Raw genomic sequence first — 15,557 nt, 5'->3', positions numbered from 1 at the left:
TATTGATATTCTACTTTTCATCTGGCCAAGGACAAAGTTCTCCAGTATTCTTGAATGAGGGACGTTGTGCATTGTATTTTTGGAGCTCTTTTGACAGATATTTGCTTAATATCTTTGTTTTTAAAGGATGAGTTTTGACCAAATTTTTAGTTTCTCCTATATCGGTATGTATATTATATAACTCTTTTCTGCCATCCTCATACCAATATATAAGTTTGTAGTCTCCTCTTCGGATTGTACAAGTGGGGCCAACTCCTGCTTCTCTATTATTGCCCGAAATCCAATTGTTGGGCATATTCCATATAAGGGAGCGTTTTTTGTTTTTTATTCTCTTATCTTTTAACAATGGTATAAAACTTATACCATCTATATTTTGTATGGTATTATAATCCTCTATATTTGCCATCTCTAATATAGAGGGGAAGAAATCTTCTATTATTACGCTCTCTTCAATGGTGGTGTTGGGTTTGGTTACTCCATTCCAATAGAGAATCATTGGCTCTCTTATTCCTCCCTCATATGCCGACCCCTTACCTGATCGTAATGGTTGATTATGGGTGTGTAATGGAGGTGTTCTACCTTGTAGAGAATATCCTCCATTATCAGACATAAACAATATTATTGTATTTTCTATCTCTCCTTTCTCTGTAAGATAGTTCATTATATCCCCTAAACTTTTATCTACTCCTTCGACCATTGTTGCATACGCTGCTTCGGAGTAGGTTAATCCTTGTTGCAGATATTTATCTAAAAAACGATTATCGGCTTGTAGTGGAATATGTACGGCATAGTGCGACATATATAGGAAAAATGGATTATCCTTCTCAATAACTTTATCTAAAGCTTTTAGCGCCTCTTGGGTTAGGGCTTCGGTTATGAATATATCTTTATCCCAATACTCTTCCATCCCGGGTATTGCAAAACCACTTATTGGCTCTCCATTGACATTATGACCAAATCTCTCTTGTCCTAAATACGATGCCAGCCCTCCTGCTGCATGTCCTGCAATGTTAATATCAAAGCCATAATTTTGTGGATTTGCTGAGGGTGTATCTGTTGCCCCAAAATGTGCCTTACCACAATGTATGGTAGAGTATCCGTTTTGAGACAGAAGTTGTACAAATGATGTTGCGGGAAAACTATTGGCAATACCAGATTGGGGCTGTATTCCGTTTATGTTCCATTGGGGCATATTTAATTGTGGATGCTCTTCATCTGTTGGGGTATCTTTTTTGTGTGTCCAATTTGTAACTCGGTGACGAGAGGCATTTACTCCTGTAAGAAGTGAACATCGCGAAGGTGAACTGACACTTGAAGCATAGGCTTGTGTAAATTTAGTCCCCATCTCAGCCAAACGTTCCATATTTGGCGTATGATAACGTTCATTTAAAGGTGTTGTGTGAGAATAGAATGGTAATGATGTATCTTGCCAACCCATATCATCTACTAAAAATAGAATGATATTTGGTTGTGTCTCTTCTGCTTCTACAGTTCCACATAGAAGTGATAAAAAGGTTATAGTTCCTATTCCTTTTGTAAACTTCATTTATCGGTTTTTTTATCCTCTTTTTTAAGTACGTAGCGGCGATAGTATGATATGCAAAGGGAGGTTAAAGGTAGTGCTATTATCAATCCTACAAAACCTAATAGTGCTCCCCAAATTGAAAGTGAGAGTAATATAATAGCCGGGTTTAGTCCTACCGCTTTACCCATTATCTTAGGGACGAGGAACATATCTTGTATTACTTGTACCACTATAAATACTACTAATACCCACATAAACAACCACCAGAATGGTTCGCCTGTTTGTGCTGATTGTAACATTGTCAGTATTATGGCAGGTACAAATCCTATTGTCTGCAAATAGGGTACTATGTTGAGCATTCCTATGAATAGACCTAAAAGTATTGCAAGAGGTAATCCTACGATTGAAAATCCTATTGCAAAGAGTATTCCTACACAGAAGGCAACTGTTGCTTGTCCTCTGAAATAGGTATTCATACTTGTCTCTATATCATCAATTATTGATATTGCTGTTGCTTTATATTTCTCGGGTATCATTGAGCGAAATCCTTCTTGTATCTCTTTATAGTCTAATAGTATAAATATTAGGTATAGGACAATTATAAATAGTCCGAATAGCGTCATTATCAATGAGGTTGTTCCTGATAATATTGATATTCCTCCCGAAAATAGTCCGCTTAATACCGATTTGAGATTCTCAAATGTTGCTATTTGTGATATGTTCTCCCAATTAATTTGCGATACAATATAGTCTCGCCACGATTCGGGAAGTATTGTTATTGTTTTTATTGAATGGGCATAGTTGACAATTAAATCTTTTGTCATATTTACCTCCTCAATTATTAAGGGGAAAATCGCAGTTAAGATTACTACTACTGCCAAGAGTAAGGATAGCAGGGTTACTGCTATGGACAATACTCTGTTTTTTAGTTTACACTTTACTTGAAAGAAATTTACTAACGGATGTGTTAGGTATGCCATTAACCATGCAATCAGGAATGGCAACAACACTCCTTTTAGGATATCTATTAGATAGAATACTCCTACGATAGATGCTATTATTATAACTATTCTGACTACTCTGTCGAATGTGTAAGGACGTCTCTCTTCCATAATATTTTTCTTTTATTTTGCGAAGGTAGTTTTTTAATTTCATTTTTTAAAATATAAATAACTACCTTTGTATTTTAAGGTTGATTTTTATGAAACATTTAATTATATATTTTGTTCTTTTTGCATTTTGTTTTGCGACATTGGCACAGAACTCACTTGATAACTCCTTAGTTGGCTACTCTATTGTAGACGTTAAAAATAATAGGGTTATTGCTGAAAGGAATGGAGATATGGCTCTTGTTCCTGCTTCGGTTACTAAACTTGTTACTACTGCTACTGTTTTGAATGTTATTCCTGCTCAAAAGAGGTTTGAGACGGCTATTGATTATAATGGTAATATAATTAATGGTACGTTGTATGGTAAACTTATCATTAGGGGGTGTGGCGATCCTACATTGGGTTCTTCTTATATTGATAGTTCAAAAGAGAGGGTGTTCGGGGATATTGTTGCAATACTTGAACGTAATGGTATTAAAAGTTTTTGTGGCAAGATTGTTTGTGATGCCTCTCTATTCCCCTATAATGGTGAACGTGGTGCATGGTTAGCGGAGGATTTGGGTAACTACTTTGCGGCTGAGAGTTATGGCTTTAATTTTATTGACAACTTATATTCTCTATTTATAAACAGTGGTAGTGAGGGTAGTAATGCCTATATTGTGAGGTGTGTTCCTCAGATGCCAGAACTTGAATTTATTAACCGCTTAGAGGTTAAGGGCCAAGGTAAGGATAGTGCTTATATTACTGGTATGGATTTTTGTAATATAAGAGTATTGAACGGAAGAATACCTTGTAACAGGAAAGAGTATTTACTTAAGGGATCTATCCCCTCTCCTTCTGTTGTTTTTGAAAGGGAGTTTCGTAATTATCTTATTTCGAGAGGTAAATGGATTGAGAACAATAAACCTATCTCTCTGAACAATAGGAATATTGCATTAGGCGTTATATACTCTCCTATATTACAAGAAATTGTAAGAATTACTAATCACAAAAGCAATAATCTTTATGCTGAGACTTTATTGAAATGGTGCGGTTTGGTGAGAGGTGGCGATGCTACTACTAATGGAGGTATTAACTGCATTATGCGTTATTGGTGTGATATGGGTATCGATATGCGTGGTTGCTCACTGTATGATGGTAGTGGGCTTTCTCCCAAAAATAGAATATCTCCTAATTGTTTATCAAAGATTCTATGTTCTGTTGCATATAACGATGGCTTTAGAATGTCGTTACCCAAAGTGGGGGCTGAGGGTACTGTAAGGAACTTTATGAAGGAGTCGCCCATTGCTAAGTATCTTTCTCTTAAAACAGGAAGTATGCAGGGCGTACAATGTTATGCCGGATATTACGATGATGGCAACAGTTTATACTCTATTGTTATTATGGTAAACAACTTTAAGGGTAGTCGCAAAGATATTCAAAACGAGATTGGTGAACTTATTGAGGATTTAATTAATAATAATTGATATGGATTACAAAATTGAACTTACTGAACTTGAGGATAGAGTACTTAAGGCTCTTATTAATAGAACTCTTACTCCCGATAGTGCTAACGATGAGGAGTATAATGCTATTTTCAGCATTGTAAATAAGGCTGGTAGATTGATGATGGAGTTGAACGTTGCCGATGAGATTGGTGATAATGTTATTGGCTGGTTTTACGATATGTATGTAAAGCAGAGTTGTTAGTTGTTTTATTAGGAATTAGAAATGCTTTGTTAATTCCTAATTCCTAATTATGGTGAAACCACAAACTAATTTCTAATTACTCATATCGGATTGCTTCAATTGGATCAAGGTTTGCGGCTTTCTTGGCTGGATACCATCCAAAGAATATTCCTGTTACCGTACATACTGCAAATGATAATAATACGCTCCAGGGTTGTATGAAAACAGGCCAATTTGCTACATATTTTATCAGTAATGATATTCCGCATCCAAACAATACTCCTATTATTCCTCCTGTTATGCTTATTAATATTGCTTCTATTAAGAACTGAGAGAGTATATCTACTCCTCTTGCTCCCACCGACATTCGTAATCCTATCTCCTTTGTTCTCTCGGTTACAGATACATACATAATGTTCATAATTCCTATACCTCCTACAATAAGAGATATTCCTGCTATACAGGCAAGCAGGGTTGTCATCAGGGTTGTGGTGGTATTGAGCATTGAACTTATCTCTTCTTGTGTTCGAATGGTAAAGTCATCTTCTTGCCACTCTTGCAGATTGTGTTCCCTACGTAGTATTTGTGATATCTCCTCTACTGCCATTGGCGAATACTTCTCCTCTACTGCTGATGCAAATATTGAGTTTAAATAGGTTTGCGCCAACAGACGTTTCATAACGGTGGTATAGGGTGCTAATACTATTGCGTCTTGGTCAAAGCCCATTGCATTGTATCCTTTTGGTTGTAACACTCCTATTACTTTGAAGGGTACTTGATTGAATCGGATTACTTTGCCTATTGGTGATGAGCCATCAGGGAAGAGGTTGTCTACTATGGTTTTTCCGATTACACATACTTTTGCTGATGTTTTGATGTCGTTTTCGGAGAACATTATTCCCTCTTTTACCTTTAATTGACGGATGTGGAGATAGTCGCCATTTACGCCTGTTACTTGTGAGGGATAGTTATTTGCTCCTGCTATTAGTTGCCCCGATGAGGTTACGTTGGGACTTACTGCTGACACCAACTTTGAGTGTTGACGTATTGCCTCAAAATTTTCTAATTTGAGGGTTTGCATTGCTGATGGATCTTGACGTACTCCTCCACGTCTGTCTGCTCCGGGATGTATCATTATCATATTTGCTCCCATATCGGAGATTTGATTCTGGATGCTTATCTTTGATCCTTGTCCTATCGCCAACATGGCAATAACTGATGCTACTCCTATTATTATTCCTAACATGGTAAGGAATGCTCGCATCTTGTTATTTGCTAATGCTCGTAATGCTATTTTAAAGAGATTAGTTATATTCATTACTCTTCATCATTTTTAGGCAGTGCTTTTAGAACTTCTGCTGCTGATTGTATATTTGTATTTATGGTATCTTCTATCACTTTTCCATCACGTAATCGGATGTTTCTACTACTGTATCGTGCGATGTCGGGGTTATGGGTTACAAATATTATTGTTCGCCCCTCGCTATGTAGTTTCTGAAACAATACCAATACTTCAAATGAGGTGCGTGTGTCGAGGTTTCCTGTTGCCTCATCTGCCAATATAACGGCCGGGTTGTTTACTAATGCTCGTGCTATTGCAACGCGTTGCATTTGTCCTCCCGACATTTGGTTTGATTTATGTTCCAATCTGTCGCCAAGCCCCACCGCAACAAGGGCATCAATGGCTCTTTTACGTCGCTCTTTTGCCGATACCGATGTGTTATACATTAGTGGTAACTCAACATTTTCAACTGCTGTTGTTTTGGGTAATAGGTTATAGTTCTGGAATACAAATCCTATTTTTCGGTTTCGCAAAACTGCTCGTTGGCTTTTACTCATTGTTCGGACAGATATCCCATCGAGATAATATTCTCCTTTGGTGGGAGTATCTAAGCATCCTAATGTGTTGAGCAATGTACTCTTTCCTGAACCCGATGTTCCCATTATGGTTACAAATTCGCCTTCGTTTATCGAAAAGGATACTCCTCGTAATGCGTGTACCACCTCTTCGCCTACTTGAAAGTCGCGACGTATATTGTCGAGTTCTATTACTTTTCTCATATTGAAGTGTTTGTTTATTTTTTCTTTTTACTTCCCGGATGTTGTGGCATAAAGGGACTTCGCTCTTGTGATGCCCCTGCAGCAGGTGCTAATTCAGTAAATACCATATCGGATACTACCTCATCGCCTTCGCTCAATCCTGCTACGATCTCGGTGTTTATTCCGTCTGTTAGTCCTACTTGAACTGGTACTGCTGTGAACTTTTTATCTTTTAATATCCACACTTTGTCTGGTGCTTCACAATCTTCTATTGTATATCCTACTGCTAACTCGGCATTTGGCGTAAAATGTAGTGCCTTTGAGGGTACTATTATTACATTGTCTTTGAAGAATGTATATATTGAGGCGTTTGCTGTTAAACGGGGTTTGAGTTTTAAGTCAGGGTTCTCTGCCGAAATTACAACCTCATATGTTACTACGGTATTGGTTGAAGTGGTTACTGATTTGTCGGATATTGTACTTCCTAATCGTACTTGTCGTACCTCTCCGATAAACTCATCATTTGGATATGCATCTACACGAAATACTACATAATCGCCCTCTTTTACGTTAGCAATGTCTGCCTCATCTACATCGGCTACTACCTCCATTTTTGTTAGGTCTGCCGCAATTGTGAATAGTGTTGGAGTTTCAAATCCTGATGCTACTGTTTGCCCCTCCTCCACACTTCGACTTGTTACTACTCCATCGATTGGCGAAGTGATTGTAGCATAAGATAGGTTTCGCTCTGCTTTTGCTAGTGCTGCGGAACTTTGTTCGTATGCACTTTTTGCTCGTTGATAGTTGTAGGCACTCTGCTCGTAATCGGTTTCGCTTATCAACTCTTTTTCGTGTAATATTTTATTTCTGTCATAGAGTTTTTGTTGGTACTCATACTCTGCTTTATTTCCGTCATATTGTGCTTGTGTTGATAATAATTCGCTTTGTAGGGTTACTTTATCCATTTCGGCTATCAACTGCCCTTTTTTTACTACCGAGTTATAATCGACATATATGCGGTCAATTATTCCTGATACTTGCGTTCCTACTTCAACCTCGATAACTGGTTCGATTGTTCCTGTTGCCGTTACCGAACTTCCTATCTCACCTACAACTACTTTTGTTGTGAGGAACTCTACTTTACTCTTCTCTTCGCGTGATGAGAATATCCACCATATAACTGCTACTATAACAAGTAGTAATACTGAGATGATGATTTTTTTACTTTTGCTCATGATATTTTGTTTTTATTACTTTCTGATATGGTTGCTTTTTATAACTCTATTGGATTTCCTGCATAAAAGTTTAGTAACACTCGTTCTAATATTGCCATATATTTTGCCTGTATTACCTCTTGTTGTGCTGATAGATAGTTGTTCTTCTCGGTTAGGAGTTCTACTATGTTTTTCATTCCGAGCGTAAATTGCTCGTTTATCATATCGTAACTTGTTTTGCTACTTTTTAGTTTTGATGATGCCACAATGTATTGTTGTTGTGCATTGTCGGCTTCGAGTCGCATTGTTTCAATGGTTTGATATAACTCCTTTTGTATGTTTGCCATCTCCATCTGTATTGAGTTATATTGTAGTTCGGCTTTTTGTTTTGCACTCTTAGTCTGGCGATTGTCGTATAGTGGTAACGATAGGTTTACTCCTATCATATTATTCCATCCATGTTTCATTTGTGTTGCCCAATTATCGGCACTTGCACTATTTGTGTTGCTCGCAGTTGAGGCATTTATTGATATTTGCGGATAGTAGCCTGATTTTGCTATTGCTACGTCTAATTTTGAAGATTCTATATTTAGTTGTCCACTTTTTATCTCAGGGCGTAATTGAAGTGCGGCTAAATATATCTCCTCATGATTGGGTAATGGAGATAATACGTCGCTATCATCTAACTCTATTATTTGCAACTCCATTGGTGTTGTTCCCGGTATTTCAAGTAATTGTTTTAAATCAAGGATATAGTTGCGAAGTGCATTCTTACTCATTACCAACTGATACTCATCGTTTGCAACTTCAGTCTCGAGTTGTGATAAATCTACTTTTGACAGAGATCCTACACGATACAACTCTTCTCCTCGAGAGAGGGTTGCTTTGCTGACTTCAAGTGTATTCTCGTTTATCTTAACTGCTTCATTGGCATACAATATTTGTATATATAGTTGTGTTATCTGCTCTTTTAATTGGTTTTCTACTTCCTCTACATTCAAACTTGCTATCTCGCGTTCGCTTTTACTCTGTTTTATTAGATTGCGACGTCGGTTTCCGTTCCATACTGTCCAATTTGCATTTATTCCATAACTTCCGTTATAGGTTGATTTGCGGTCGCTTGAGATAATCTCACTTCCGCTTACTGTGCTACTATTCTCATCAAATGGACGATTGACCAAATTGTGGTTGGTTGAAAAGGAGAGTGACGGAAACATATCGGCTCGTGCCATCTTTACATCTACATCGCTCTGCTCATAAGCCAAACGACTTTGTTGTAGTTTAATGTTGTTCTGGATTGCATAATTGATACATCTATTCAATGACCATACATTACTCTCCTCCGCCATAAGAGAAAATGCCGAAAAGAGGGAGATTAGGGTAACTAAAAAAGCTTTATTCATAATTTTTATAACATTATTTTTATCTTAATTCTTTGTCCTAAAATAGTTTTGTAGTACTTTTGCACAACCATACACACTTTAAGATATTTGTAAGACAACTTAAAGATACAATGGTTTATTTAATTTTTTATTTTTTTTTAGAAAATGAGTACAAAAAAATTTATATTGACAGAACAGGATATACCAACTGCATGGTATAACATTGTTGCTGATATGAAAAACAAACCTCTGCCAATGGTTGACCCTAAGACAAGAAAACCTGTTACAGAGGAGAGTATGCAACAACTTTTTGCTAAAGAGTTAGTAAAACAAGAACTTAATACTACTGATGCTTGGATTGAGATTCCGGAACCTGTACGCGATTTATATAAAATTTGGCGTCCAACTCCTCTTGTTAGAGCAACCGGCTTGGAGAAGGCTTTGGATACTCCTGCTCATATTTATTTCAAAAATGAGAGTGTTAGCCCTGTTGGTTCTCATAAACTTAACTCGGCTCTTGCTCAAGCATACTACTGCAAAGAGGATGGTTGTACTAACATTACTACCGAAACTGGTGCTGGTCAATGGGGTGCTGCTCTATCGATGGCCTCAAAGATTTTTGGTTTGGAACTTGCCGTTTATATGGTAAAAGTAAGTTACCACCAAAAACCATATCGCCGCTCAATAATGCAAACTTTTGGTGCACAAGTTATCGCTTCGCCAAGTATGTCGACTAAAGCGGGTCGTAAAATTTTGACAGATACTCCTAACAACCAAGGTAGTTTGGGTTGTGCAATCTCTGAGGCTGTGGAACTTGCTATGCAAACTCCAAACTGTAAATATGTTTTGGGTAGCGTATTCAACTGGGTTAGCTTGCACCAAACTGTTATTGGTTTAGAGGCTGAAAAACAGATGGAGATGGCAGGAGAGTATCCTGATAGCGTTATTGCTTGTTTTGGTGGAGGATCGAACTTCTCGGGTATTGCATTCCCATTCCTTCGCCACAAACTTAACGAGGGCAAAGATGTTGAGATTATTGCAGCTGAGCCTGCATCTTGCCCAAAACTTTCAAAAGGTCGCTTCCAATACGACTTTGGCGATGAGGCTGGATATACTCCCCTTATTCCTATGTACACTCTTGGTCATAACTTTATGCCTTCAAATATTCACGCTGGTGGTTTGCGTTACCATGGTGCAGGTTCTATTGTTAGTCAACTTCAAAAAGATGGTTACATGAGAGCTGAGGATGTTAACCAACTTGAGGCTTTTGATGCTGCTACTCTGTTTGCTAAGAGCGAGGGCATTATTCCTGCTCCAGAATCATCGCATGCTATTGCAGTTGCTATTCGTAAGGCACTAAAAGCAAAAGAGGAAGGTAGAAAAGAGGTTATATTATTTAACCTATCAGGTCATGGTCTTATTGATATGGCAGCTTACGACAGATATATTGCGGGAGACCTTACCAATGGTTCTGTTACTGAAGAGGAGATTACTCGCAACCTAAAAGATGTTGAAGAGTTTAGGATATAGTTGTTAGTTTGTTTGGCTAATTAGACCAATATGACTAATTAGTCTAATTGGAGCAATAAAAAGCCACAAGGTTATCGGTAACCTTGTGGCTTTTATAATAACTAAAAACTAACAACTAAAACTGACTACTTAATCACCTTCACTATCTCATCATCAACTTTGATGATTATCACTCCTGTTACAGTTGTTTCAATACGAGTTACACCATCCGCTGCAACTGTGTTGGCTAACAACATACCGTTTGCATTGTAAAGAGTAACTTCGTCGCCCTCTTCTGTTCCGAACAATTTGATTCCGTTAGCTGTTACAACGGCTTTGATTGTTCCCTCTGCTCTTGGTGCATTGGTTATTCCTGTTGGCTCAACCATTGATACTGTGAAGCGGTTGGCTATTGTTGTTTTTGCTTTAGCTGTAAATGTGTAATCCTCATCGTTCAAGCAAACTACCTCATCTGTTACTGCATCTTTTAGATATACATCGTAGTTTCCGTCAGTTGCAGTTAATGCAATACGGTGAGTTGTTCCTGCTCCGGTGTAAACTGTCATTGGTAACTCGTTTGCCACAGGCTGAACAGATACTTTTGCATTTGCTCCTTGAATGTTGAAGTATGCTGCAGGTGTTGAAGAGTTCAACGATGCCATATACCATGCGTCTTCGTTTACAACAAACGTCTCTGTACTCTCATCACTTAATAATATCTTAGCAGGGTTAGCATCATCTATTGCTATATATGCTCTTGCAAATACGTCGTCTGATGATTTTGTTCTGCTTACTGAAGATATAGGTTCTATAGCAATCTCTTTAGATTGAATATCTCCCATTTCTGCTTGATACATTACCGAACTATATGGCGACATTATCGGCAATCCCTCTGCCGGGGTATGGTCTCTCCAGTCTCGTTTTACATTATCGTATGTATAAAGGGTATAATTTCCGATAAACTTACCATTTGTCATATATGGCACTCCATGAATGTTCCAATCGGCATCATTTATATAGGTATTACCTATTTCACTACGATAGCGATATGCTGTTACTGTTGTTTCTGATCCATTGTATGCATCAAGAGCTGACTTGAATTGAAGTTTTATTATCTCTCCTAAGTCATTATTACCAACAACTACAAATCCAACGTTTGCAGGAACATCTATATTTTCAGTTTCCTGTAAAGTTCTCCAAGTGTTGTCATAGTCGTTGTTTGCTCTTATTTGAGAGTCATACATAAGAAATCTTATCTGTTTCTCGGGAGTTATATACTCCCAGCTATTACCATCCCAATATTTGATTTCTGAAGTATTGAAATTAAACGGCATTGACAAGAAGTTGAAGATAGTTGGTGTTGATAGTTTTCCATCTATTTCAACAGTTTTTGGTGTGTATATCTCTTTCTCTACTACCAACTGAATGCCTTGGCTAAAGTCTGATGAGGGACTTATATTGACAGCTTGATTATCGGCGTTAGATACAACTATTACTTTATTGACACCAACATGTAAATCAATATCATCAGCTTCTACATTACGCAACGCTATCTCTGTTACAGTTTCAGGTATCTTAACAGGCAATAGATTTGCACCTAAATCTACACTTATTAGATTTGCGCCTATGGTTTCGATTGTAATATCGTCAGCTACGGTTTCAGGCACCATTACTTCTACTCCGAAATTGGCTTCGATGGTTGAATATTCTTCACCACACACTTTTATAATTGCATCTGCATCAGTCTTTATCTTTACTCTCGACACTCCAGGTGTTGTTCTTAAGGCTCTAACTGCAGAGAATGGTTGAATATTTGCTATGTAGTGTTTATCTCCTGCTGTCATATCGACATAGGTTGGAGTGGTTGAAACAATTGAATCATTTAGTGTCCAACTCACAAATCTATATCCATCGTTTTCTGTGGCTTGAAGAGTTATAAAATCATCATCAGTTATCCATGAGACATTATCTCCGTTGATAGTTACACTTCCTCCCTCTGCTACAATTACAGATGCAGATATTGTTCGCTCAGGTGTAGTTTCAACAGGAACCAATACCCATATTGCTGTGTGTGTATCTCCTATTTCAGCATCACCAAAAGGATAGTATCCGTCTCCTGCTGGGGGTGGAAATTCGTCCCATGTGTGACTTGCAAGATACTCAACACGGAAATATTTTGAGTCAATCATATCACGAATATAATATCCTCCCAATGTCTCTATAAGTGATAGTGGTGTATATTGATTTGACAAGGCATCGACATTTGATCTTTGACAATAGATGTAATAACCCGATTCGCTTTTTATTTTATAGTTATCACCATCTTCCACAAAGATAAAAATTTGTTTGTCGCTATCGGCATACTCCACACATTTTACTCCTCCTCCTTCGCCGGCAGGGTGAGCCTCATAATTCTCTGTACTTAAATACAAACCAGTGTTAAGGTCCATAATTCTGTACTTCTTACCAATCTCAATAGGTACAATTTCGGGGAGTTTCTCAAAGTTAGCTACATAGTATTTGTTGCCCGCTGTGTGGTCAATATAAACAGGTTTTGTTGATACAACAGAGTCATTAAGAGTCCAATTTACAAACCTATAATCTTCACTTGGAGTAGCCTCTAAGGTAATATCGCCTTCGCCCTCAATGATAATATTTCCCTCTCCTTCAATGGTAGTACCATCAGCTTTAGCACCTGTTACATTACCCCACTCATCGTTGTTGGCAGATACTGTAATTCTACGCCATGGTGCTGCATCTGCACTCTCAAGAGCAAATTTTGAGATTGGCATTCCCATATCAGGATTTGAATCTCCAAAGGGGTAGTATCCCTCTCCTGCAGGTAGTGGTATTGGCTCCCAATAGTAGTTGATAATATACTCTACCTTAAAGTATGTTCCCTTTGCAGTGTTTTTTATATAACAAGCATCATCATTGGTTTCAACAAACATGAGAGGCGTATATTGCTCTTTTTGTGCATCAATATTCCACTTTTGGCAATATAGGGAGTAGCCCGACCGGCTTATTACTCTCCAATACTCTCCGTCTTTTTCAAATCTGAAAATTTGATTGTCATCGGCAGCATAGTCAACACACTTAACACCTCCTCCGGGACCATCGGTGTGAGCATCATAATTCTCAGCACTCATATATGTTCCTGTTTCAATGTCGCGTATTCTATACCATTCTCCCTCTACAATATGCACCATATCCGGTATCTCTTTGAAGGTTGCAACCAACTCAACAGGCTCTGTAATGGTTAGAGAGTACGGATTTTTGGTGCTGACAACCTCTCCGTTTGCTGTCCAGTTTACAAATCGGTAACCGTATCTGGGATTTGCCGTAAATGTTACCTCTTCTTGTTCCATTACGCCACCCGTCTGAGTTGCCTCTGCCAATCCATGTTCGTAGTTTGCAGATTCTACTTGTACATCATATATAAGTCTGACATCAAAATTCGCCACATAGTGCTTATCGCCCGATGTGTAATCGACATAAGTTAGCGTTTTTCCTACGGGTTCTCCATCAACACTCCAATTCACCAACTTATATCCATATGTTGGTGTTGCCTCAATGATGATTGCACGGTCGGCAATTGTTCCACCTGTAACAGTTCCCCACTCCGGGTTGTTTGATTCAACTGTGATTGTTCTCAAAGAGGCTACATCAACACTCTCAAAGTTAAATATTGTGTTATGAGGGTCGCCATATCTGCCATCGCCAAAGGCATAGTATCCGTCTCCTGCAGGAAGTGGTTGCGACATCCACTCATCGTCATATTGCATATAACCCACCTTAAAGTAGGTATTATCTCTCATATTTTTGATGTAATAACCTCCGGCTGTTGCTTCAAATGATAGAGGTGTGTAGTGCTCTTTTAAAGCATCAACATTCCATGCTTGACAATAGACAAAGTAACCCGATATACATTTAAGTCTGTAGTTATCACCTTCTGCCTCTAATGTAAATATTTGGTTAGCAACATCGGTATATTCTACACTCTTAAGACCTCCTGCCGAACCTTCGGGGTGAGCATCATAACTTTCGGCACTCAAATAGGTTTGTGAAGCAATATCCTTTATCCTATACCATTTACCAACCTCTAATTGTAGTAGGGGTTCAAAGATTGCAACGTAGTTCTTATCCCCATCTGTCATATCTACAAATGTTGGTGTTGTTGCCACAACCTGTCCATTAACTGTCCAACTTATAAACTTATATCCTACATTAGCAGTTGCTGTAATAGTAATACCATCTTTATCTGTTCCGCCACCAGAAACTGTTCCCCATTCGGTGTTATTTGACTCAACAGTAATTGTTCTTAAGGGTATCTCAACTTTTTCAAAAACAAATGCTTGGGGAAGTGATTCTCCTCCTTTTTCAGCATTACAAAAAGGATAATATCCCTCTCCTGCTGAAAGAGGATTTGTCCATGACAACTCTGACATATTAGAGGCGTAAAAATAAGTTATATATCCAGAGTAGTCATAAGTCATATTCTTAATGAAATAGCCACCATCAGCCTCTTCAAAAGCCAACTCTGTGTATTCATCTACCAAAGCGTCAACTTGGTAAGCCTGACAATAGATATAATAGCCAGATTTAGTCTTTGCCTTATAGTTTTCTCCTTCGGGTATAAATTCAAATATTTGATTGTCGCTCTCAGCATACTCTACACACTTTACACCTCCTGCAGGATCCATCCAAGTAGGGTGAGGGTCATAATTCTCCGCACTTAAATATAAACCTGTCTCAACATGCTTTATTCTATACCACACTCCCTCCTCAACTTGAGCTAATGATGTAGCAGCATAAACTACAAGCATCAATAGGATATATATGTGTTTTTTCATCTCCTATTTTCTTAGTATTATTGTTAATTTTCTTTATCCTTTTTAAGGAGTGCAAAATTACTAAATTAAAAAGGAATAACCAATATTCACGCCTTGTTAAATAAAAATGAGAGGGGTAAACACACCGATTTACAGATACTTATACTTTTTAATTAACAATATTTTATATTAACTTCAAAATTTCATGTATAATTGAGATAAAAAAGGGTAAAAAAAGAGGTTGCTTCGTACGAAACAACCTCTCATTACTCACAAAA

10 protein-coding genes are annotated in these 15,557 nt (G+C 37.9%); 3 read left to right on the top strand and 7 right to left on the bottom strand.

Annotated features, from left to right (window positions below):
• Positions 1–10: 10 nt before the first annotated feature.
• On the bottom strand, positions 11–1,546 hold the full coding sequence (locus tag IKK64_00790; GenBank protein MBR4118597.1) for a sulfatase: 1,536 nt from the start codon (positions 1,544–1,546) through the stop codon (positions 11–13).
• Complete coding sequence (locus IKK64_00785; protein MBR4118596.1) at positions 1,543–2,637, bottom strand: AI-2E family transporter; 1,095 nt, start codon at positions 2,635–2,637, stop codon at positions 1,543–1,545. The genes IKK64_00790 and IKK64_00785 overlap by 4 nt, the downstream gene beginning before the upstream one ends.
• Positions 2,638–2,726: 89 nt before the next feature.
• Between IKK64_00785 and dacB the strand changes: the two genes are divergently transcribed.
• Together dacB and IKK64_00775 are read left to right on the top strand one after the other, a co-directional pair.
• Complete coding sequence (gene dacB, locus IKK64_00780; GenBank protein MBR4118595.1) at positions 2,727–4,100, top strand: D-alanyl-D-alanine carboxypeptidase/D-alanyl-D-alanine-endopeptidase; 1,374 nt, start codon at positions 2,727–2,729, stop codon at positions 4,098–4,100.
• A gap of 1 nt (position 4,101) precedes the next feature.
• Positions 4,102–4,323, top strand: coding sequence for a hypothetical protein (locus IKK64_00775; protein ID MBR4118594.1), 222 nt, complete (start codon positions 4,102–4,104; stop codon positions 4,321–4,323).
• Between the two features lie 76 nt (positions 4,324–4,399).
• Here the strand turns inward: IKK64_00775 and IKK64_00770 are convergent, their stop codons facing one another.
• From IKK64_00770 to IKK64_00755, 4 genes are read right to left on the bottom strand one after another with little or no spacing between them, the layout of a single operon-like run.
• Complete coding sequence (locus tag IKK64_00770; GenBank protein ID MBR4118593.1) at positions 4,400–5,620, bottom strand: ABC transporter permease; 1,221 nt, start codon at positions 5,618–5,620, stop codon at positions 4,400–4,402.
• Positions 5,620–6,363, bottom strand: coding sequence for an ABC transporter ATP-binding protein (locus IKK64_00765; protein MBR4118592.1), 744 nt, complete (start codon positions 6,361–6,363; stop codon positions 5,620–5,622). The genes IKK64_00770 and IKK64_00765 overlap by 1 nt, the downstream gene beginning before the upstream one ends.
• Before the next feature lie 14 nt (positions 6,364–6,377).
• Entirely contained in the window at positions 6,378–7,577 is a 1,200-nt protein-coding gene (locus IKK64_00760) for an efflux RND transporter periplasmic adaptor subunit (GenBank protein ID MBR4118591.1), read from the bottom strand.
• A 38-nt stretch (positions 7,578–7,615) separates the two neighbouring features.
• Entirely contained in the window at positions 7,616–8,959 is a 1,344-nt protein-coding gene (locus tag IKK64_00755) for a TolC family protein (protein MBR4118590.1), read from the bottom strand.
• 144 nt (positions 8,960–9,103) lie between these two features.
• Here IKK64_00755 and IKK64_00750 point away from each other — a divergent pair, with 144 nt between their 5' ends.
• Positions 9,104–10,468 carry a TrpB-like pyridoxal phosphate-dependent enzyme gene (locus IKK64_00750; GenBank protein ID MBR4118589.1) on the top strand — a complete coding sequence of 455 codons (1,365 nt, stop codon included), beginning with the start codon at positions 9,104–9,106 and terminating at the stop codon, positions 10,466–10,468.
• Between the two features lie 125 nt (positions 10,469–10,593).
• On the opposite strand, the gene IKK64_00745 is transcribed toward IKK64_00750, so the two are convergent.
• Positions 10,594–15,300 carry a hypothetical protein gene (locus IKK64_00745; protein MBR4118588.1) on the bottom strand — a complete coding sequence of 1,569 codons (4,707 nt, stop codon included), beginning with the start codon at positions 15,298–15,300 and terminating at the stop codon, positions 10,594–10,596.
• Positions 15,301–15,557: the final 257 nt, after the last annotated feature.

This window comes from Bacteroidales bacterium, assembly GCA_017521245.1.
Taxonomy (GTDB): domain Bacteria; phylum Bacteroidota; class Bacteroidia; order Bacteroidales; family G3-4614; genus Caccoplasma_A.
Note: the sequence above shows the minus strand (reverse complement) of the source record. Positions and strands in the feature narration are given on the sequence as shown.

Excerpts from the sequence above, each read along its gene's own strand:
- IKK64_00745 (MBR4118588.1), bottom strand. The coding sequence starts at position 15,300 with ATGAAAAAACACATATATATCCTATTGATGCTTGTAGTTTATGCTGCT.
- IKK64_00790 (MBR4118597.1), bottom strand. The coding sequence starts at position 1,546 with ATGAAGTTTACAAAAGGAATAGGAACTATAACCTTTTTATCACTTCTA.
- IKK64_00785 (MBR4118596.1), bottom strand. The coding sequence starts at position 2,637 with ATGGAAGAGAGACGTCCTTACACATTCGACAGAGTAGTCAGAATAGTT.
- IKK64_00770 (MBR4118593.1), bottom strand. The coding sequence starts at position 5,620 with ATGAATATAACTAATCTCTTTAAAATAGCATTACGAGCATTAGCAAAT.
- dacB (MBR4118595.1), top strand. The coding sequence starts at position 2,727 with ATGAAACATTTAATTATATATTTTGTTCTTTTTGCATTTTGTTTTGCG.
- IKK64_00775 (MBR4118594.1), top strand. The coding sequence starts at position 4,102 with ATGGATTACAAAATTGAACTTACTGAACTTGAGGATAGAGTACTTAAG.
- IKK64_00765 (MBR4118592.1), bottom strand. The coding sequence starts at position 6,363 with ATGAGAAAAGTAATAGAACTCGACAATATACGTCGCGACTTTCAAGTA.
- IKK64_00755 (MBR4118590.1), bottom strand. The coding sequence starts at position 8,959 with ATGAATAAAGCTTTTTTAGTTACCCTAATCTCCCTCTTTTCGGCATTT.
- IKK64_00750 (MBR4118589.1), top strand. The coding sequence starts at position 9,104 with ATGAGTACAAAAAAATTTATATTGACAGAACAGGATATACCAACTGCA.
- IKK64_00760 (MBR4118591.1), bottom strand. The coding sequence starts at position 7,577 with ATGAGCAAAAGTAAAAAAATCATCATCTCAGTATTACTACTTGTTATA.